Origin of the sequence: Bacillus sp. FSL K6-0923, assembly GCF_038630825.1 — a bacterium.
Taxonomy (GTDB): Bacteria; Bacillota; Bacilli; order Bacillales; family Bacillaceae; genus Bacillus; species Bacillus pumilus.
The window spans coordinates 1,873,312-1,894,886 of record NZ_CP152044.1; the positions used below are offsets into that span (position 1 = coordinate 1,873,312).

A 21,575-nucleotide genomic window follows, 5' to 3' on the forward strand; every position below is an offset into this window, starting at 1 on the left:
TCAGCAAGTATGGTATGATAAGACCAGCTAGGATAGACGGTCTAGTGTTTGAAGTCACAGACTTAGTGGAAAAGCCAGCTATTCATGATGCTCCTTCCGATTTAGCCGTAATGGGCAGGTACCTGTTAACACCTATATTACTAGGAATCGAGAGAGGTGCCGGAAACGAAATCCAGCTGACAAATGCGCTGAAAATCATTGCACAGGAATCACCCATTTATGCAAAACAATTAGATGGGATGAGATTTGACGTTGGTGATAAGCTCGGTTCATTTAAGGCAGCGGCTGAAATCGGATTGATACGTCATGATATGCGGCCAGCCATGCTAGCATATATGCAAAGCATACTCATGAGAGAAGCAAAACAAGCATAGGCTCTTATAAGGATGCTTGAAGAAAATTCGTATTTAAAGGCAGAGTGAAATGAATGGGAACCTTGTTTAATGAAATTTTAACCTGGCTGACAAGCCTTGGTTACGCAGGTGTTGCACTTGGACTGATGATTGAAATTATTCCGAGTGAAATTGTACTTGCCTACGGCGGATATATGGTGTCAACAGGAAGCATTGGTTTTGTTGGAGCCGTCATCGCTGGGGTCATTGGAGGAACGCTGGCCCAGTGCTTTATTTACTGGATCGGCCTTTACGGCGGCAGACCTTTTTTAACAAAGTATGGGAAGTATTTATTCATCCATGAGCATCATATTGCCACGGCAGAACGCTGGTTTGACCGATATGGAACAGGCGTCGTATTTACAGCCCGGTTTATCCCAGTCGTGCGCCATGCGATCTCGATTCCAGCTGGTATTGCAAAGATGCCATTTCTCAAATTTGTTCTCCTGACCGGATTAGCCGCCATCCCTTGGTCTATCCTTTTTATCTACCTCGGTATGCAGCTTGGAACAAAATGGGGCCACATTCAAAGTGTCGCTCATACGTATACAACACCAATTATGGCGATTGCCATTGTCCTGATTGTGCTATATTTCGTTTTGAAAAAAATTCGCACGAATCGAAAACGGACAATCTAACGAAAACGCCTTTCACTCATCATGTGAAAGGCGTTTTTTCTATGAGTGTGTCGATTGTTTTTTCATATACTGAGATAATTCTATAATCATTGCACCCATTCTCTCAAGTGCAGGGGCAAGAATTCGGCTGACTCCCTCTTCTTTTAAAGCTTCAGCTGTGACTTTTCCGACAGCAACAGCTAATACATGCTGCTCGAATAGATGTTGTAGCTCTTCTTTTTTGCCCCATTCTTCTGCTAGTTTGAAAAAGGCATGGACCTGAACAGCGGTTGTAAAACAGACGGCATGCACCTTCCCTTCTTTCATTTCATGAAGCAAAGTGTCAGCTGCCTCTGGTTCAGGAGGCGTGTGCTGATACGGCATGAGCTGCAAAACGTCTGCCCCCTTCTTATGTAAAAAGTCGATGAGAGCTGGTGCATTTTCGCCGTGAAGCTGCACCATGACACGTTTACCTTGAAGCTCTTTATCTTCTAACTTAGAAATGAGGTCACGAACGGTTCCGTCTTCATCAGACACATCGGGCTGAATTCCGTGTTTTTTTAGAGCCGCGAACGTTTTGTATCCTCTTGAAGCAATATGAGCATTTGATAAAATGTTCATAAATGCTTCTCCAAGTTGCAATTCTTCTGCACTTTCAATTAATGTATCTGTACCAATACCCGTTGTTAAAATCACCCAGTCAGCTCCCTTCTTTACAAAGGTTTCTATGCCTGGCTTTAACTCCTCTTTGGCTAAAAATACAGTGCCCTGAAGAGAACGAATAACAGCTTGTCCTCCTTGCTTTTCAACAAGCGTACTCATTTCTTCTGTTTTTCTTGTGCCGCATATGGCAATGGTTTTTCCAGCTAAGCCTTTACCCATTCTAATCCCTCTTTTTCTATCACATGTATTATGTATTAAATATAGATTTATTTGGAAGACGTTGCAAGTGTCTACTAAAAAAGAGCTTGACGTTTCTATCGAATTCGAGTATCTTTTGTAAGTGCAAATTGTAGGAGGTCATTATGGAAAAACAAAATGTTCAAGCAATTCGATTATCAATTGCAGACCCAACACCACTTGGTTTGTTTGGTTTAGCAATGGTGACGCTTGTTGCGTCTTCACAAAAACTAGGAATCACAGATGGCACATCCCTTATTTTACCTTGGGCTATCTTCCTTGGAGGAATCGCGCAACTCATCGCGTCCATACAAGATTCAAAGCATCATAATATTTTTGGAGCCACTGCCTTCGGCGCATTCGGTCTTTTTTGGATGGGCGTTGGAACGACTTGGATCATTCAAGCTGGCGTTTTTGGGAAAACGCTTGCGGAAGCTGCGGACCCAAAACAACTAGGTTTTGCTTTTATTGGTTATTTGATTTTCAGCTTATTTATGACGATCGGTGCAATGGAAACACATAAAGTATTGTTTTTGATTTTCGTCTTTATTGATTTCTTATTCATCGGCCTTTCCCTTAGCTCGTTTGGTGTGATGTATGATGTAACTCATACGATTGCTGGTATTGCAGAATTAATTATTTCTCTTCTTTCATTTTATGGTTCTGCAGCTGTTGTACTCAATACACATTTCGGTCGTACAGTACTGCCAGTAGGACAACCATTTCGCGTGTTTACTAAAGCATAAATAAAAAAGAACTGCTCTTTGCAGTTCTTTTTTAAATTCTTATTTTTCTTGTTCCTCCTGAAATATCTCTGCAATGATTTCATAAGAACGCATTCTTTCTTGATGGTCAAACATATCAGAATTAATCATGACTTCATCTGCTTGAGTCGCTTCAATAAAAGCTTCTAACTCTTTTTTCACCTTTTGTTTATCCCCGATCATCGTCGAACTTAATTGTTCGTCCACCATTGCCTTCTCATATGGACTCCACAGCCCATCCATACTTTCAACAGGGGCTTTAAGTTTTCCTGGTGTATTACGAATGAGGCTCAAAAATCGCTGATAATGAGACGTCGCCAAATACTCAGCTCTCTCTGTTTGATCAGCAGCAAAAACCGTCACACCAACCATCGCATAAGGCTCTTTTAACACATCAGAAGGTCGAAATGACTGTCTGTATAATTCTAAAGCAGGAATGGTATTTTTAGGTGAAAAATGTGCTGCAAAGGCAAATGGCAGCCCTAGTTCTCCTGCAAGTCTTGCGCTAAAACCACTTGAACCAAGAAGCCAAATCGGAATATCCAGCCCTTCTCCCGGAACGGCTCTTACATGTTTTTTGACCTGGCCGGTCGGTTTGAAATATTGCCGAAGTTCTTCAAGCTGCTCAGGGAAGTCCTCTCCATTATGAAGATTACGTCTAAGTGCCCTTGCTGTTAACTGATCTGTTCCTGGTGCCCTGCCTAGACCTAAATCAATTCTCCCTGGATACAAAGTCTCCAGTGTTCCAAATTGTTCTGCAATGACGAGTGAAGAATGGTTTGGAAGCATAATCCCCCCAGAACCAACCCGGATCTTTTCAGTCCCTCCAGCAATATGTCCAATTAAGACAGACGTTGCTGAGCTCGCAACCCCTTCCATATTATGGTGCTCCGCAAGCCAATATCTATGGTAGCCCCACTTCTCAGCTTTTTTTGCTAAATCCATACTATGTTCAAATGACTCTTTGATTGTGCCACCTTCTGTTACAGAGGATAAATTTAACACGGAATATGCTGCGTGTTGTAAAACTGATTGACTCATAAATGATGTCCCCATTTCTGTCAAAAATCATACTAGTTTCATACTTTCAACACCATAACATAAAACGATTTAATTTTTAAATCATTTGATTCGATGAACTTCGAACTAAAAAATATCATTTAGCTCAATTCCGCTTTTTAAATTTCTACATAGAATAAAATATTAACTTTTAGGAGATGGGGAATTTGTATAATCAGTACGATAACAAATGTCCCTTTTGCGGAAAAAAGCATGATTGGCAACCTCACTACAGAAAATCTCGTCACGATAGACCTCTATTTGATGATTGCCCTCTTCTTAAACGAGAATGTAAAAAGAAAAAAGTTGTTAAACATCACAGCACTTGTGCTAAAGCAAAAGGACGGAAAAAAACAAATAATAAGATTGTAAAAAGAGGTCCTACCGGAGCTACTGGCGCAACTGGTGTAACTGGTGATACAGGTCCTACTGGAGATACCGGTTCTACTGGGGCAACTGGTGTAACCGGAGATACTGGTCCAACGGGACCTACTGGTGCCACTGGTGCAGGATTAACAGGAATTGAAACGTTTGATCCGGTAGTCAGTCCTACTTACCAAGTAGGGCAAGTAGTGACCTTTAATGGAAGTACGTATGTAGTAAATACTGCACCACCGTCAGGTACACCAGATACTTCCCCAGACTACACATTACTGGCTGCAGAAGGATCAACTGGCGCAACTGGTGATACAGGTCCAATGGGACCTACTGGTGTAACTGGAGATACCGGTCCTACTGGAACCACTGGTGTAACTGGAGATACTGGTCTAACAGGAGCCACTGGTGTAACTGGAGATACAGGTCCAACAGGAGCCACTGGTGCAACTGGAGATACCGGAGCAACAGGATCCACCGGCGTAGGCTTAACGGGTGTCATCGCATTTGATCCAGCAGTGGCTCCAACGTATCCAGTAGGCCAAGTAGTGACGTATCCAGTAGGCCAAGTGGTGATGGATGAAAGAGGAACGATACTCGTCGATAAGGGACTGCCAACAGCAACGTATCTCGTTAACACGGCACCACCAACCGGCACGCCAGATACGTCTCCAGATTATACGTTGTTGGCAGCAGCAGGTGAAACAGGAGCTACTGGTGCTACTGGCGCAACTGGAGATACCGGTCCTACTGGTGCCACTGGTGTAACCGGAGATACAGGTCCTACTGGTGCCACTGGTGCCACTGGTGTAACTGGAGATACCGGTCCTACTGGAGTTACTGGTGTAACTGGTGATACAGGTCCAACGGGACCTACTGGTGTAACTGGCGCAACTGGTGATACAGGTCCAACGGGACCTACTGGTGTAACTGGTGATACCGGACCTACTGGTGCTACTGGTGTAACTGGTGATACAGGTCCTACTGGCGCAACTGGAGATACTGGTGTAACCGGAGATACAGGTCCTACTGGAGTTACTGGTGTAACCGGAGATACAGGTCCTACTGGAGTTACTGGTGCAACTGGAGATACCGGTCCTACTGGAGCCACTGGTGCAACTGGAGATACCGGTCCTACTGGTGCAACTGGTGTAACTGGAGATACTGGTCCAACGGGACCTACTGGAGATACTGGTGCAACTGGAGATACTGGTCCTACTGGTGCAACCGGTGTAACCGGAGATACCGGTCCTACTGGAGCTACTGGTCTTACTGGAGTTACTGGACCAACTGGTGTAACCGGAGATACCGGTCCTACTGGAGCTACTGGTGCAACCGGAGTTACCGGTCCTACTGGCGCAACTGGAGATACTGGTGTAACTGGAGATACCGGACCTACTGGTGTAACTGGAGATACTGGTGTAACTGGAGATACCGGACCTACTGGAGCCACTGGGGCAACTGGTGATACTGGTCCTACTGGCGCAACTGGTGATACAGGTACTACTGGTGTAACTGGTGTAACCGGAGATACTGGTGCCACTGGTGCAACTGGAGATACCGGTCCTACTGGAACCACTGGTGTAACCGGAGATACTGGTCCTACTGGAGTTACTGGTGCAACTGGAGATACCGGTCCTACTGGAGCCACTGGTGTAACCGGAGATACCGGTCCTACTGGTGCCACTGGTGCAACTGGAGATACCGGACCTACTGGTGCTACTGGCGCAACTGGTGATACAGGTCCAACGGGACCTACTGGTGTAACTGGAGATACCGGTCCTACTGGAGTTACTGGTGTAACTGGTGATACAGGTCCAACGGGACCTACTGGTGCTACTGGTGTAACTGGTGATACCGGTCCTACTGGTGCCACTGGTGTAACTGGTGATACAGGTCCAACGGGACCTACTGGTGCTACTGGTGTAACCGGAGATACTGGTCCTACTGGAGTTACTGGTGCAACTGGAGATACCGGACCTACTGGTGTAACTGGCGCAACTGGTGATACCGGTCCAACGGGACCTACTGGTGCTACTGGTGCTACTGGTGTAACCGGAGATACTGGTCCTACTGGAGTTACTGGTGTAACTGGTGATACAGGTCCAACGGGACCTACTGGTGCTACTGGTGCTACTGGTGTAACCGGAGATACTGGTCCTACTGGAGTTACTGGTGTAACTGGTGATACCGGTCCTACTGGTGTAACTGGCGCAACTGGTGATACAGGTCCAACGGGACCTACTGGTGTAACCGGAGATACTGGTCCTACTGGAGTTACTGGTGTAACTGGTGATACCGGTCCTACTGGTGTAACTGGCGCAACTGGTGATACCGGTCCTACTGGTGCCACTGGTGTAACTGGTGATACAGGTCCAACGGGACCTACTGGTGCTACTGGTGCTACTGGTGTAACCGGAGATACTGGTCCTACTGGAGTTACTGGTGTAACTGGTGATACCGGTCCTACTGGTGTAACTGGCGCAACTGGTGATACAGGTCCAACGGGACCTACTGGTGTAACCGGAGATACTGGTCCTACTGGAGTTACTGGTGTAACTGGTGATACCGGTCCTACTGGTGCCACTGGTGTAACTGGAGATACTGGTCCAACGGGACCTACTGGAGATACTGGGGCAACTGGAGATACTGGTCCTACTGGTGATACAGGTGCTACTGGCGCAACTGGTGATACAGGTCCAACGGGACCTACTGGTGTAACTGGAGATACCGGACCTACTGGTGCTACTGGAGATACTGGTGCTACTGGAGATACTGGGGCAACTGGAGATACTGGTCCTACTGGTGATACAGGTCCAACGGGACCTACTGGTGCTACTGGTGTAACTGGTGATACAGGTCCTACTGGTGCCACTGGTGTAACTGGAGATACTGGGGCAACTGGAGATACTGGTCCTACTGGTGATACAGGTCCTACTGGCGCAACTGGTGATACAGGTGCTACTGGTGTAACCGGAGATACAGGTCCTACTGGTGCCACTGGCGCAACTGGTGATACAGGTCCAACGGGACCTACTGGAGATACCGGTCCTACTGGTGCAACTGGTGTAACTGGAGATACTGGTCCAACGGGACCTACTGGAGATACTGGTGCAACTGGAGATACCGGTCCTACTGGTGCAACCGGTGTAACCGGAGATACAGGTCCTACTGGAGCTACTGGTGCAACCGGAGCTACTGGTCTTACTGGAGTTACTGGACCAACTGGTGTAACCGGAGATACCGGTCCTACTGGAGCTACTGGTGTAACTGGCGCAACTGGTGATACAGGTCCAACGGGACCTACTGGTGTAACTGGTGATACAGGTCCTACTGGTGCTACTGGTGTAACCGGAGATACCGGTCCTACTGGAGCCACTGGTGCAACTGGTGTAACTGGAGATACTGGTCCAACGGGACCTACTGGAGCCACTGGTGTAACCGGAGATACTGGTCCTACTGGTGTAACTGGCGCAACTGGTGATACAGGTCCAACGGGACCTACTGGTGCTACTGGTGTAACCGGAGATACTGGTCCTACTGGTGACACTGGTGCAACTGGAGATACCGGTCCTACTGGTGCTACTGGCGCAACTGGTGATACCGGTCCAACGGGACCTACTGGAGATACAGGTCCTACTGGTGTAACTGGCGCAACTGGAGATACCGGTCCAACGGGACCTACTGGAGATACAGGTTCTACTGGTGCAACTGGAGATACAGGTCCTACTGGTGTAACTGGCGCAACTGGAGATACAGGTCCAACGGGACCTACTGGTGCTACTGGTGTAACCGGAGATACCGGTCCTACTGGAGTTACTGGTGTAACCGGAGATACAGGTCCTACTGGAGTTACTGGTGCAACTGGAGATACCGGTCCTACTGGAGCCACTGGTGCAACTGGAGATACCGGTCCTACTGGTGCAACTGGTGTAACTGGAGATACTGGTCCAACGGGACCTACTGGAGATACTGGTGCAACTGGAGATACTGGTCCTACTGGTGCAACCGGTGTAACCGGAGATACCGGTCCTACTGGAGCTACTGGTCTTACTGGAGTTACTGGACCAACTGGTGTAACCGGAGATACCGGTCCTACTGGAGCTACTGGTGCAACCGGAGTTACCGGTCCTACTGGCGCAACTGGAGATACTGGTGTAACTGGAGATACCGGACCTACTGGTGTAACTGGAGATACTGGTGTAACTGGAGATACCGGACCTACTGGAGCCACTGGGGCAACTGGTGATACTGGTCCTACTGGCGCAACTGGTGATACAGGTACTACTGGTGTAACTGGTGTAACCGGAGATACTGGTGCCACTGGTGCAACTGGAGATACCGGTCCTACTGGAACCACTGGTGTAACCGGAGATACTGGTCCTACTGGAGTTACTGGTGCAACTGGAGATACCGGTCCTACTGGAGCCACTGGTGTAACCGGAGATACCGGTCCTACTGGTGCCACTGGTGCAACTGGAGATACCGGACCTACTGGTGCTACTGGCGCAACTGGTGATACAGGTCCAACGGGACCTACTGGTGTAACTGGAGATACCGGTCCTACTGGAGTTACTGGTGTAACTGGTGATACAGGTCCAACGGGACCTACTGGTGTAACTGGTGATACCGGACCTACTGGTGCTACTGGTGTAACTGGTGATACAGGTCCTACTGGCGCAACTGGAGTTACTGGTGTAACTGGAGATACCGGACCTACTGGTGTAACTGGCGCAACTGGTGATACAGGTCCAACGGGACCTACTGGTGTAACTGGAGATACCGGACCTACTGGTGCTACTGGTGTAACTGGAGATACCGGTCCTACTGGTGCCACTGGTGTAACTGGAGATACTGGTCCAACGGGACCTACTGGAGATACTGGGGCAACTGGAGATACAGGTCCTACTGGTGATACAGGTCCTACTGGCGCAACTGGTGATACAGGTCCAACGGGACCTACTGGTGTAACTGGAGATACCGGTCCTACTGGTGCTACTGGAGATACTGGGGCAACTGGAGATACTGGTCCTACTGGTGATACAGGTCCTACTGGCGCAACTGGTGATACAGGTCCAACGGGACCTACTGGTGTAACTGGAGATACCGGACCTACTGGTGCTACTGGTGTAACTGGTGATACAGGTCCTACTGGTGCCACTGGTGTAACTGGAGATACTGGGGCAACTGGAGATACTGGTCCTACTGGTGATACAGGTCCTACTGGCGCAACTGGTGATACAGGTGCTACTGGTGTAACCGGAGATACAGGTCCTACTGGTGCCACTGGCGCAACTGGTGATACAGGTCCAACGGGACCTACTGGAGATACCGGTCCTACTGGTGCAACTGGTGTAACTGGAGATACTGGTCCAACGGGACCTACTGGAGATACTGGTGCAACTGGAGATACCGGTCCTACTGGTGCAACCGGTGTAACCGGAGATACAGGTCCTACTGGAGCTACTGGTGCAACCGGAGCTACTGGTCTTACTGGAGTTACTGGACCAACTGGTGTAACCGGAGATACCGGTCCTACTGGAGCTACTGGTGTAACTGGCGCAACTGGTGATACAGGTCCAACGGGACCTACTGGTGTAACTGGTGATACAGGTCCTACTGGTGCTACTGGTGTAACCGGAGATACCGGTCCTACTGGAGCCACTGGTGCAACTGGTGTAACTGGAGATACTGGTCCAACGGGACCTACTGGAGCCACTGGTGTAACCGGAGATACTGGTCCTACTGGTGTAACTGGCGCAACTGGTGATACAGGTCCAACGGGACCTACTGGTGCTACTGGTGTAACCGGAGATACTGGTCCTACTGGTGACACTGGTGCAACTGGAGATACCGGTCCTACTGGTGCTACTGGCGCAACTGGTGATACCGGTCCAACGGGACCTACTGGAGATACAGGTCCTACTGGTGTAACTGGCGCAACTGGAGATACCGGTCCAACGGGACCTACTGGAGATACAGGTTCTACTGGTGCAACTGGAGATACAGGTCCTACTGGTGTAACTGGCGCAACTGGAGATACAGGTCCAACGGGACCTACTGGTGCTACTGGTGTAACCGGAGATACCGGTCCTACTGGAGTTACTGGTGTAACCGGAGATACAGGTCCTACTGGAGTTACTGGTGCAACTGGAGATACCGGTCCTACTGGAGCCACTGGTGCAACTGGAGATACTGGTCCTACTGGTGCAACCGGTGTAACCGGAGATACCGGTCCTACTGGAGCAACAGGTGCAACCGGAGCTACTGGTCCAACTGGACCAACTGGTGTAACCGGAACTACCGGTCCCACGGGAGCAACAGGTGCAACCGGAGTTACCGGTCCTACTGGAGCAACAGGTGCAACCGGAGTTACCGGTCCTACTGGAGCAACAGGTGCAACCGGAGTTACCGGTCCTACTGGAGCTACTGGACCAACCTCACAAATTTTCTTTGACCAAACAGCAACACAGCAGCAAATATTTCCTCCGTTAAATTCAGAAATAACAGTACTCACTTTTACAGTTCCTGTAACAAGTGGTCAAAGAGTAAAGATTGACCTGTCAGCAAATATTACAGCTAACACTACAGCGAATTATAGTATAAATGGAAATACTCGATTAAGGAGAAACGGAACATTGTTAACAGAAGTTCCTTTCTTTAGATCAGGATCAGGCGCAGGGGCACAAAGCTTTGTAGTTTCCACCACTTTCGTTGATACTGTAACTAGTACGGGTAATAATGTATATACTGTTAATATCATTATTACAGCACAGTCAAGTATAACAACAGTTAACACAGATACTCGAGCTGCAAATGCTGTAAGATATGTATAAACAAAACGCATAAAGGCTTTGGCCTTTATGCTTTCAGGCTGTCGAAAAAATCTCGACAGCTTTATTTTTTTCTAAGTTTCCATCTGTCCATTTTATAATAGAGAAAAGCAAACTAAAGGAAGGTGTTTTTCTCATGTTCCACACTAGAAATTCTTCTCAGCACGAAGCCGAATTTGTATTGCTAGATCAACTGGTCGAAGAGGATCACCTGCTTCGTAAAATTGATCAGTACATTGAGTTTTCATTTATCGTAGATAAAGTAAAACCGTATTATAGCGAGAATAAAGGTCGTCCTTCTCTTGATCCACTTATTTTATTCAAAATGATGTTTATCGGATACCTGTACGGCAGAAGCTAGGTGTGTGTGAGGCCTTTTTCACTAAAGCACTCCATCACACTTACACTAAACATAAAAAGAAAGGCTTTTTCAGCCTTTCTTTTTTATGTCTTCTACGACATTTATACAATGTTCAATATCATCAGATTGCAAGAGATGAAAAACAGACTGTATGATCGAAAACTCTAAATTCCACCATTCTAATAACTGAAGCTTTTCAATGATATCAAAAGAAAACCGATATTTCATGAGCCGCTGCGGGTTCCCTGCTACAATCGCATATGGTGGCACATCTTTTGTAATCAGACTATTTGCTCCAATGACTGCCCCATTTCCTATATGTACTCCTGACATGATCGTTGCTCCATATCCAATCCAAACATCGTGCCCTATGCACACATCTCCTTTTGATCGTGGATGTCCTTCAATATGAGCAGCCTCTGTGAAAATTTGATTAAAGGGATACGTCGTGACCCAATCTGTTCGATGTTCACCACCAAGAAAAACTTTTACTTCGTTTGCAATGGAACAAAACTTTCCCACTTTCAGTGTCGTTCCTTCTCCCCAAGTCAACACTTGAAAATCTGGTCCGGCATAAGTGAAATCACCGATATCATACGAGCCGAGCTCACTTCTTTGGTTTAAAAACATAGAAGATCAGACCCCCTAAAAAGTAATCGATCTTCGTATGTATATGCCCGATGATAGGCTCACATTATGATTGGACAAGTGCAACGATCTGCTTTTTCTTCCAAACCAATCGATAATAGCCATATTGGAGGAATAAGTTTACAAAAAAGGCTGCAGGATATCCTATCCAGATTCCTTTGATCCCAAGCGATGTGTGGTGTGATAGCACATAAGCCACTGGTACTTCAACAAGCCAAATGGAACAAATACTAAAGATGGTCGGCCATAGAACGGTTCCACTTGCTCTCATTGTGGCTGCAACAATTTGCGCCGTTCCAAAAATGAGATAGCTCCATAGTGTAATCACGACCAAACTATATGCAATATCAATCGTTGCAGGATCTGTTAAAAAGATAGATAAAATTTGCGGTGCGAAAATATAGACGAAAATAATAATCAATCCGCCTATCGCAAAGTTTAGCCCCAGACCAATTTTAATGACATCTTTCAAACGATTCATGTTTCCTGCGCCAATGAATTGTGCTGCGAAAATAGAAACCGCAATACCAAGGCTCACTGCGGGCATCTGTACATAACTTACGACTTGGTTGACAACGCCATAGGCTGCTGTTGCCTGTGATCCATAATCGTTTACAAAAGAAATGACAGCAATTTCTGATAAAGAAATCAGAATCATATTAATACTAGAAGGGATACTTAACTTTAATAACGTTTTTAATAAATCCCCTTTCATCAATAAATGCTTTCTAACCGACGCATCAATGCGCAGCGGATGCTTTGTTTTATAAAGATAGATATGCAGAATGATAAACGTAACGATTGTAGAAATCACTGAAGAATACGCAGCACCATATAAACCAAATGCCGGTAGACCGAGCCAGCCAAATAATAAAATCGGCAGCAATAAAATATTTGTTCCAGTACTAATCATTAAGAAATAAAATGGTGTTTTTGAATCTCCTGTTCCACGTAAAAAGGTCGTATAGACAAAATAAAGAAATAAGACCGGCATGGAGATGAATAGGATTCTGGCATATGCCGCACTTTCCTCCACAATATTTGCAGGTGTCCCCATCAAATGTAAAATATCAGTTGCAAAAAAGCCTCCAATGACAGCTAAAGAAAGTCCAATTAAAAAAGTGAACGAAAGCGTTGTGCCTATAATTTCCTTTAATCTCTGCTCATTTTTTGCTCCATACGCTTGTCCAATGAGGATCGAGCTTCCTGATCCAATCCCAATGGAAAAAGAAACAAGTAAAAAGAAAAGCGGAAAGAATGCAGAAATTGCAGCTACTGCATCCTCTCCAATCCATCTACCGACAAGCACAATGGACACAAGCTGCCCGATTGATTGTAAAATATTGCTTAATAAAAGTGGAATTAGAAAGATCGACATGGTTTTTGCTAAAGATTGATTATTATCTAACGTCATGATGGTTCTCCTTCTCTGTCTAAAGATCCTCAGCTAATATGCTGACAATGCGGTCTTCTATCTCTTTACCTTTTTCGTCATCAACGAGGTGATTCAATAATATGGAAAAAGCAAGCGTCTTTCCACTCTGCGTTTCAATATACCCAGATAGTGTACTGACCGTTGATAACGAGCCTGTTTTTGCACGCACTTTTTCTAGTGTAGCTGGTTCTTTCAATCTGTTTCTTAATGTACCTCCCACCATACGCTCACTTGCCCCAGCTAACGGAAGTGCATTGACATAGGTGTCAAACCATTTTTCCTTTTGAATGTTTGTCAAAAATAACGTGAATTGGTTTGCTGAAACAAGATTAATGGGTGATATGCCTGATCCGTCTCTCAACACAGCCATGGATGAATCTATGCCAAAGGCAGGGAGACGTTCATTCAGCACGTCAAGCCCTTTGTCAAAACTTCCTTTGTTCTTTACCCGCTTGCCAAGTTCTTTTAACAGAATTTCTGCATGTGTATTATTGCTTAATTTCATCATCGGAACAAGAAGCTCCGATAAAGGCATTGACGAATGGGAAGCGATTTTTTTTGCTTTTTTAGGAACTTGTTTTGTTTTGAGTGATCCTTTCAGCTGAATACCCTCAGCCTTTAATGCTCGTTTCATTAAGTCTAAAGAATACGTTGTCGGTTCCCATAATGCTACCCATTGTTTAGATGAAGATGCTTTTAGCGGAATCGTCCCAGTCAGCGTAATTTTGTTTGTGCCGTGAGAGCGCTTAAAAGATATTTTTTTCTTTCCGCCTTTTGGCACAGTTTTCACTTGATTGACAACTTGAGCGACGTCAGTCTTCGGGATCGTGTCATAGGTGGCCTTCTGCCCTGCTTTCTTTCCTGGCTTGACTTCGAGAATCAGCGTTCCTGCATCATAATCCTCATTCGGTGAAGCAGTGAGAGCAGATATTTGAGCGCCGTAATATTGATCTTCATCACTCCAAGGTAAATCAATCGAATACCTTGTGTCATCAAACCAAGTATCATCAGCCGCAAGCTGTCCGCGAATTGTATGTATTCCGGCCTTTTTCACTTGTTTGGCAAGTGCTGCAAAATCCTCTTCTAATAAAGTCGGATCTCCGGTACCACGTAGATACAGGCTTCCATATAACGTTTTCTTTTGAATAGAGCCATCCATCCAGATGTCTGTAGGGAATGTGTGTGTTTCTCCAAGTATATCAAGGGCGATAGCTGATGTGAGCAGTTTTATATTAGAAGCAGGAGTAAGGCGCGTATCGGCTTGATGTTCATAAAGAAGAGAGGAGTCAGAAGTATCGCGGACGCTGATGCCAGAGATTGCACTTTCTAAATCAGGTGCTGTTCGTATAAATTCATCTAAAGCTGTCATCCACGGCAGTGAGCCGTTACGAGCTACAAGTTGATCATCTTTTGCTGAAAACGGGAGAAATAAAATCGACAGGATACATATTTGTAAAAACAAGAGCTGTGAAAAACGCTTCACGGAATCCCTCCTTTTTTGTCGCAGCCAATTTTAGAAGAATATGTTCATTATACACAAAAGAACGTTTGTTCTCAAAGGTTTTTTAAACAGAAAAGTCAGCTTTCTTTGACGAAAACTGACAAGCCCTTTACCTTTTTTCTGGATTCCAGCCATCGGCTCCGCCAAGAACAGCTTGCACCGTGATTTGACTTGCTTCGTTTTTCGTTAAAATGCTGGACCATTTTACGCGGTTTGTCAAATTGCTTCCTGCCCCTGCCGATCCATATTCTTTATACCTTGCTGTTCTTTCGTTATCACGGTTATCCCAGTTATGCCATCCCTCTGCCTTTATATGATCATCCATTTGTGTATAGAGGAATGTCACAGCAGAATGAGGCCGCCACGGACGTCCTAAATAAACCGATTGAGCAGCAGCCGTCCCCTTTTGCAATGTAGAGTCGATGAATACATAGCCATACCTTTGAGCTTCAGTTGTGGATGCTGCAGTAATATACCCATTTCCAAGACTTCTTATTTCAGCTCTTTTAAACACAGCCGTGGCTGATCCAAAAATAAAATCGACCGTTCCTTCGATATTGCAGTTTTCATAATATTGGCGGCCTGTTCCTGTTGCATAAAGTGTATCTTGATACCCTAAGACACGTATTTGTTTGAACGCAGCCCGGTCGCCAGAGACGTACAGTGCAACTGCCTGACCAGCATGTCTGCCGGCCGTATTTTGAAAGGTGATATTTTCTGCGTAAAAGTCGTTCGCACGAATCATTGTGCTTGAGCTATTTGTTGTGCTGCCAGTACTTGCATTTGTATCATTATACGTTAGAATCGTCTTGTGTTGGTTTTCCCCGATAAAGGACACATAAGGTTTATTTTGCGGAAGCAGGATTTTTTCTTTATACACACCATTTTTAATATAGATCGTTACGCGCTGTTGATTGTTCACTGGAATCGCATCAATGGCAGACTGAACGTTTCGAAACGAGCCATTTCCCTTTTGATCGACCACAAGGACGCGATTTGTTTGATTCTGATGATCGGCTGCTTGAAGTGAATCTAAGTTCAATAGTAATAATGACAAGACGGCCACAAGCCATACCTTTCCATACTTCATCATACATTTCCTCCTCTTTGTGAACGTTTTCAATCAAACATTCTTTTTGATCCTATTCATGATAATCACAAAAAAACACCCACTTATTGATGTTATGGGTGTTTTTTAGACTTTTCATATTTCATCGCATAAATCCCTTCATTTTCAATCCATTCACAAAATAGAACGTCTCGATAAGAAGAAATATGCTTCTTTTTTAATTGCTCTCTCAGCCATGTTTCATCGAAACCAGCTTCTTGTAAATCTTTTTTTAAAATTTCACCATCAATAATAAACGTTCTAGGCAATTTGACTTCTTTTCCCTTCACGTTCACATCTTCTGCGGTGGCTGTTGCGTATTTCATTTTCGGAAGAACGCTCACCGATCCATCTGTTTCCAAAATGGCATATTCAATTTCATTCAGGGCAAAATGACCTTTCGCGCGAATTAATGTCTGCAACTGATTGAGATCAAGCATATTTTTCTTTAAACGATTGTAGTGAATTTTCCCTTGATCAATGACAAGTGTCGGTCTCCCCTCTAAAAAGGCTCGAATCCCTTTAAAGCGCTGTGAAAACCATTCAACTGTGTAGATGAGGACACCCCATACCGCAACAGCAAATAAAATGTGCTGAATTTTGACTTCTGGGTCAAAAATGGCGTTTCCGACCATTTCCCCTAAAATTAGTGCAGAAATAAAATCAAACGGCGTAATTTGTGCAAATTGTGTTTTCCCTAATAATTTTGTAATTAAAAACAATGCGGAAAACCCGATAAAGAGCTCGATCAAAATACTAAGAAACGGCACGAAAATTCCTTCCTTTCTTGCTCTATTTACATACAGCATATACATGAAAGGAAGGTTCTAAACGACTTATGAGGGCAATAAAACAAAGACCTCGTTCCCCTCAACCAATGTTTCATATGTTTGAACGCATCCATGATCTGGCGCTTGAACATACCCTGATGATAGTTCGATTTTCCAATCATGCATTGGACAGAAGACATGATCCCCGCTGACCATTCCTTCAGCTAGTACACCGCCTTTATGAGGACAGCGATTTTCAATGGCTTTGAACTGCTGATTAGAGGTTTGAAAAACAGCTAATTCAAGAGTACCTGCTGCAACTGTTTTTCCTAGCTGAAGCGGAAAATCTGATAAGGTGCCAATGTGAACTTTTACAACTGAAACTGTCATATGACCCCATCCCTTCAATTGATTGATACAGAAGCCGTCGCTTTTTGAAATAATTGTTTCGAATCTTTTTGACTCCCGCGAAGCTCCTGCCAAGGCTCTTCATATGTTGAAAGTGCGATGTCCATTCTTTCGATCAAGGCTTCTCGTTTCTCATCATCTAGAAGTACTGATTGAATATGATCTAATCCAAGTCGTTCAACCCAAGCAGAGGTTCTTTCTAAATAATTTGCCGTTTCTCTGTAATATTGAAGATATGCAGCTGCCACTTCCTCTACTTCTTCAGCTGTACTGACCTTCATCAATAAATCGCCAGCCCGCAGGTGCGTGCCGCCATTTCCACCAGCGTACAATTCGAATCCTCCATCAATTCCCACAATGCCGAGGTCCTTAATGCCAGACTCTGCACAATTTCTAGGGCAAGCAGAGACAGCCAATTTGACTTTATGCGGTGTCGCAAGACCTTCGAATTTCTTTTCAAGTGCAATGCCAAGAGCCATTGAGTCCTGTGTGCCGAACCGGCAAAATTGTTCTCCAACACAAGTTTTGACCGTTCTTAAAGATTTTCCATATGCATAACCAGAAGGCATATCCAGGTCTGCCCACACCTTAGGTAAATCTTCTTTTTTGACACCTAGAAGGTCAATACGCTGACCGCCAGTCATTTTCACAAGCGGTATTTCATATTTGTCGACGACATCAGCTATTTTTCTCAGGTCATTTGCATTTGTGACGCCACCGTACATCCTCGGAACAACTGAATAAGTGCCATCTTTTTGAATATTGGCATGCAAGCGTTCATTCACAAATCTTGAGCTCCTTTCATCTTTGTACTCAAGAGGTTGAAGCATGCCTAAATAGTAGTTCAGGGCAGGTCGGCATTTTGAACAGCCCTCTTCTGTCTCCCAGTCAAGTACGCTCATGACTTCCTTGATATGCTGCAAGCCCTTCTCTTTGATTTCGTGAATGACCTCATCTCGTGAAAGAGTGGTGCAGGCGCAAATGGTTTCTTTTTGAGCTGTTCGGTTCGCACCCTCGCCCAACGTGTGCCAAAGAGTCTCTTCAACAACGGGTTTACAGCCTCCGCATGATCGTGAGGCACTTGTACATTGCTTGACTTCCTGAAGCGTTGTTAAACCTTCTTTTTGAATGGCTTCCACAATCTGACCCTTTGAGACCCCATTACAGCCGCAAACGATATGGTCGTTTGACATGCTTTCAATCGTGCTTTCTTGCGCCGAATCATTTGAGGTTAGGACAGATACCTTCTCCATATCCGACATATCTACCCCTTCTCTAATGTACGAAAATAGGCGGGGGCCATCATTTGTTTCTCCAAACATGACGGCACCAACTAAACGGTTTTGCTGGAAGACTAGTTTTTGGTAAATGCCTTTTTGTTCATCAAAAATTTTGATCGCTTTTTTCTCATTGTTTTCAATAAAATCACCAGCAGAAAATACATCTACTCCTGACACTTTCAGCTGTGTTGACATCACAGAACCTTCATATGGGGCAGCATTCATGCCACATATATGACCAGCAAGCACATTCGCTTGATCGTATAAAGGAGCAACAAGACCGTACGTTTGTCCCCTGTGTTCTGCACATTCTCCGACTGCATAAATGCCCGGTACACTTGTTTCCATGAAATCATTGACGATAATGCCTTGGTTCACTTCAAGACCGCTTATTTCTGCAAGCATTTTACTTGGTTTAATTCCTACAGCCATGACGACGAGATCTGTCTCAAGTGTTGTGCCATCTGAAAATAATAATCCTTCAACTCTTGTATCTCCTAAAATCTCAGTTGTCTGTTTTCCTAATAGGAAGTTCATGCCCTGTTCCTCTAATGCTTTTTGGAGAAGCTGACCTGCAGTAGGGTCTAGCTGGCGTTCCATTAAATGAGAGCAGAGGTGAATGACATTCACTTCCATGCCTAAGTTAAGTAGACCGCGTGCCGCTTCCAGTCCAAGAAGTCCGCCCCCAATGACTGCTGCTTTTTTGTACATGTGAGAGACATTGACCATTTCCTCTGTATCTTGCAATGTCCGAAAACCTGTCACACCTTTTTTATCACTTCCTGGAAGCGGCAAAATAAACGGAAGTGACCCAGTTGCTAAAATCAACCGGTCATAAGGTACGGTCCGTCCTTGATCACTGGTGACTGTTTGATTTTCTGTATCGATCTTCACAATGGTTTCATTTGTAAAAAGCTGAATATGATGCGCCTTATACCATTTCCAATCATTTAGTGTAATATCTTCAATCTTCGTATCTCCTTGAAGCACCTTCGATAAAAGAATCCGGTTATAGTTAGGATGCGGTTCGCTTCCAAATACCGTCATCTCAAATCGTTCGCTGTCAATTTTTAAAATGTGTTCGAGGCTTCGAATACCAGCCATACCGTTCCCCACTAATACGAGTCTTTCTTTCATGATAAAACACCCCTCATGTGATCATTTTTAGAAAGTACCATCATTTAAACATAGATTTTAAATACATGTTTTTAATTCTCGCATACTCTGGCGGCTGTACAGGACTGTTCCCTTGCTACCTTTTTTCATGTTGTGTGACGACGGCAAATTTTGCTCAACGATCATAATGTGAGCATTCATTTTTAAATCATCGTTCGTTTCATAGGTCATGCCAGAATCATCAGATTCTTCATCTTATGACGGTTCACATTTCCTCTTCTGCGGGAGAAAAAGCCGTATTTGTCTTCATATAGTTGCTAAACACAAATGATTTGCCAATCGTACTTTCTTTGGGTGAAATGTTGCTACTTTAAGCGTAACGCGCCCTTCTGCGTTTGTCACGGTACGTTCAGCCTTTAAATATGACGAAGTAAGTAAAATTACATCTTCTGAATCATAAAAAGCCATGACCACTAGTTGGTCATGGCTTTTCTTTATATGTGTAAACACCCTTTGTTTGACCTATTTTGGCAGAACCGAACTCCCCATTAAATAACGGTCTACCTCGTGCGCCACTTGTCTGCCTTCATTAATTGCCCAGACAATCAAGCTTTGCCCGCGTCTTGCATCTCCCGCTGCAAATACGCCTTCTACATTTGTTGTATACTCCCCATACTTTGCGTCAATGCGATTGTTTTTGCTGTCCACGCCAAAGTGTTTCACGAGTGGCTGTTCAGTTCCCTCAAAACCAATTGCAATAAAGACTAGCTGAGCCGGCCATACTTTTTCTGTCCCTGGAATCTCATGAAATTCAAACTTCCCATGTTCGTTTTTCACCTTTTCCATTTGAATCGTATGAAGCTCTTTTAATTTTCCATTTTTATCTGCCACAATTTTTGTGGTTTGAATGGAATATTGACGCGGATCTTCCCCAAACTTAGCTTGTGCTTCTTCATAAGCATAATCGAGTGAAAAGACGTAAGGCTGTTCAGGCCACATGTTATCCCCTACACGTGTATCCGGAAGCTTTGGATGCTTTCCGAATTGAACAACACTTTTTGCTTTTTGGCGAAGTGCAGTTGCGACGCAGTCAGCACCTGTATCTCCTCCGCCAATGACAATCACGTCTTTACCTTTTGCGTCAATAAAGTTTTTATCTTTAAATCCTGAATCAAGCATGCTTTTTGTTGCAAGTGTTAAATAATCCATTGCCAGATGAATCCCTTTTGCTTCTCTGCCTTCAATTAACAGGTCACGCTGTTTTTGTGCACCTGTACAAAGGATGACCGCATCAAACTGTTCTTTCAGTTCATCGGCAGTGACATCCACGCCGATTTCTGTGTTCGTTACAAAATCAATGCCTTCTTGTCTTAGCAGTTTGACTCTGCGCTCAACAACTTCTTTGTCCAGCTTCATGTTTGGAATGCCGTATGTCAGCAGTCCGCCAAGGCGGTCAGACCGTTCAAACACTGTAACGGCATGACCTGCTTGGTTTAATTGATCAGCACTTGCAAGTCCTGCTGGTCCTGATCCGACAATGGCGATCTTTTTCCCTGTACGGCTTGAAGGAATTCTAGGTGTAATCCAGCCATTTTCAAAGCCTTTATCAATAATCGTGCGTTCGATATTTTTAATCGAAACAGCTGGATCATTGATCGCGACTGTACATGACCCTTCACAAGGCGCTGGACATACTCTCCCAGTAAATTCAGGGAAATTGTTCGTTTTTTGTAGTCTTTCAAGCGCTTCTTTCCATCTCCCGCGATAGACAAGATCGTTCCATTCTGGAATTAAATTGTAGATCGGGCAGCCAGAAACGCCGCCTCTGATCTCCATCCCAATTTGACAAAACGGTGTTCCGCAATCCATACATCTAGCACCCTGCTGTTTTAATACCTCATCTGTATAAGGAGCTGAATATTCTTTCCAGTCATTTTGACGAGTGAGAGGGTCACGTTCATTTGGCTTTTCTCTTTTATAATCCATAAAACCTGTTGCTTTGCCCATT

The 21,575-nt window shown here is 44.8% G+C and carries 14 protein-coding genes and 1 pseudogene; 5 read left to right on the forward strand and 10 right to left on the reverse strand.

The window, feature by feature from the left end; all coding sequences use genetic code 11:
• Positions 1–44: 44 nt before the first annotated feature.
• Together MHI16_RS09425 and MHI16_RS09430 are read left to right on the forward strand one after the other, a co-directional pair.
• Positions 45–374 (forward strand): hypothetical protein, encoded by a 330-nt coding sequence (locus tag MHI16_RS09425; RefSeq protein ID WP_268467628.1) that lies wholly within the window; start codon positions 45–47, stop codon positions 372–374.
• A gap of 53 nt (positions 375–427) precedes the next feature.
• Complete coding sequence (locus MHI16_RS09430; RefSeq protein WP_268467629.1) at positions 428–1,030, forward strand: DedA family protein; 603 nt, start codon at positions 428–430, stop codon at positions 1,028–1,030.
• 39 nt (positions 1,031–1,069) lie between these two features.
• Here MHI16_RS09430 and MHI16_RS09435 read toward each other — a convergent pair whose 3' ends face one another.
• On the reverse strand, positions 1,070–1,891 hold the full coding sequence (locus tag MHI16_RS09435; RefSeq protein ID WP_268467630.1) for a uroporphyrinogen-III synthase: 822 nt from the start codon (positions 1,889–1,891) through the stop codon (positions 1,070–1,072).
• Between the two features lie 143 nt (positions 1,892–2,034).
• Between MHI16_RS09435 and MHI16_RS09440 the strand changes: the two genes are divergently transcribed.
• On the forward strand, positions 2,035–2,655 hold the full coding sequence (locus MHI16_RS09440) for an acetate uptake transporter (RefSeq protein ID WP_180310684.1): 621 nt from the start codon (positions 2,035–2,037) through the stop codon (positions 2,653–2,655).
• Positions 2,656–2,694: 39 nt separating this feature from the next.
• On the opposite strand, the gene MHI16_RS09445 is transcribed toward MHI16_RS09440, so the two are convergent.
• Positions 2,695–3,714: an LLM class flavin-dependent oxidoreductase gene (locus MHI16_RS09445; protein WP_268467631.1), complete on the reverse strand. Its 1,020-nt coding sequence runs from the start codon at positions 3,712–3,714 to the stop codon at positions 2,695–2,697.
• A gap of 176 nt (positions 3,715–3,890) precedes the next feature.
• On the opposite strand from MHI16_RS09445, the gene MHI16_RS09450 reads away from it, so the two are divergent.
• Positions 3,891–10,943, forward strand: coding sequence for a hypothetical protein (locus MHI16_RS09450; RefSeq protein ID WP_342497936.1), 7,053 nt, complete (start codon positions 3,891–3,893; stop codon positions 10,941–10,943).
• Between the two features lie 133 nt (positions 10,944–11,076).
• A pseudogene (locus MHI16_RS09455) lies at positions 11,077–11,292 on the forward strand (IS5/IS1182 family transposase); the annotation flags it as partial.
• 78 nt (positions 11,293–11,370) lie between these two features.
• Here MHI16_RS09455 and MHI16_RS09460 read toward each other — a convergent pair.
• From MHI16_RS09460 to gltD, 8 genes are all read right to left on the reverse strand, one after another.
• Positions 11,371–11,931, reverse strand: a complete 561-nt coding sequence (locus MHI16_RS09460) for a CatB-related O-acetyltransferase (protein WP_058014942.1) — start codon at positions 11,929–11,931, stop codon at positions 11,371–11,373.
• 64 nt (positions 11,932–11,995) lie between these two features.
• Positions 11,996–13,363: an MATE family efflux transporter gene (locus MHI16_RS09465; protein WP_268467638.1), complete on the reverse strand. Its 1,368-nt coding sequence runs from the start codon at positions 13,361–13,363 to the stop codon at positions 11,996–11,998.
• A 19-nt stretch (positions 13,364–13,382) separates the two neighbouring features.
• Positions 13,383–14,867 carry a D-alanyl-D-alanine carboxypeptidase/D-alanyl-D-alanine-endopeptidase gene (gene dacB, locus MHI16_RS09470; RefSeq protein ID WP_268467639.1) on the reverse strand — a complete coding sequence of 495 codons (1,485 nt, stop codon included), beginning with the start codon at positions 14,865–14,867 and terminating at the stop codon, positions 13,383–13,385.
• Between the two features lie 127 nt (positions 14,868–14,994).
• Positions 14,995–15,975, reverse strand: a complete 981-nt coding sequence (locus MHI16_RS09475; protein ID WP_268467694.1) for a pectinesterase family protein — start codon at positions 15,973–15,975, stop codon at positions 14,995–14,997.
• A 92-nt stretch (positions 15,976–16,067) separates the two neighbouring features.
• Positions 16,068–16,802, reverse strand: coding sequence for a DUF421 domain-containing protein (locus MHI16_RS09480; protein ID WP_186306841.1), 735 nt, complete (start codon positions 16,800–16,802; stop codon positions 16,068–16,070).
• A gap of 27 nt (positions 16,803–16,829) precedes the next feature.
• Positions 16,830–17,153 carry a nitrite reductase small subunit NirD gene (gene nirD / locus MHI16_RS09485; RefSeq protein ID WP_268467640.1) on the reverse strand — a complete coding sequence of 108 codons (324 nt, stop codon included), beginning with the start codon at positions 17,151–17,153 and terminating at the stop codon, positions 16,830–16,832.
• Between the two features lie 14 nt (positions 17,154–17,167).
• Positions 17,168–19,588 carry a nitrite reductase large subunit NirB gene (nirB, locus tag MHI16_RS09490; protein ID WP_342497937.1) on the reverse strand — a complete coding sequence of 807 codons (2,421 nt, stop codon included), beginning with the start codon at positions 19,586–19,588 and terminating at the stop codon, positions 17,168–17,170.
• A 501-nt stretch (positions 19,589–20,089) separates the two neighbouring features.
• The gene (gene gltD / locus MHI16_RS09495) at positions 20,090–21,574 is read right to left on the reverse strand and encodes a glutamate synthase small subunit (RefSeq protein ID WP_169057192.1); all 1,485 of its coding nucleotides are present in this window, start codon (positions 21,572–21,574) and stop codon (positions 20,090–20,092) included.
• Position 21,575: the final 1 nt, after the last annotated feature.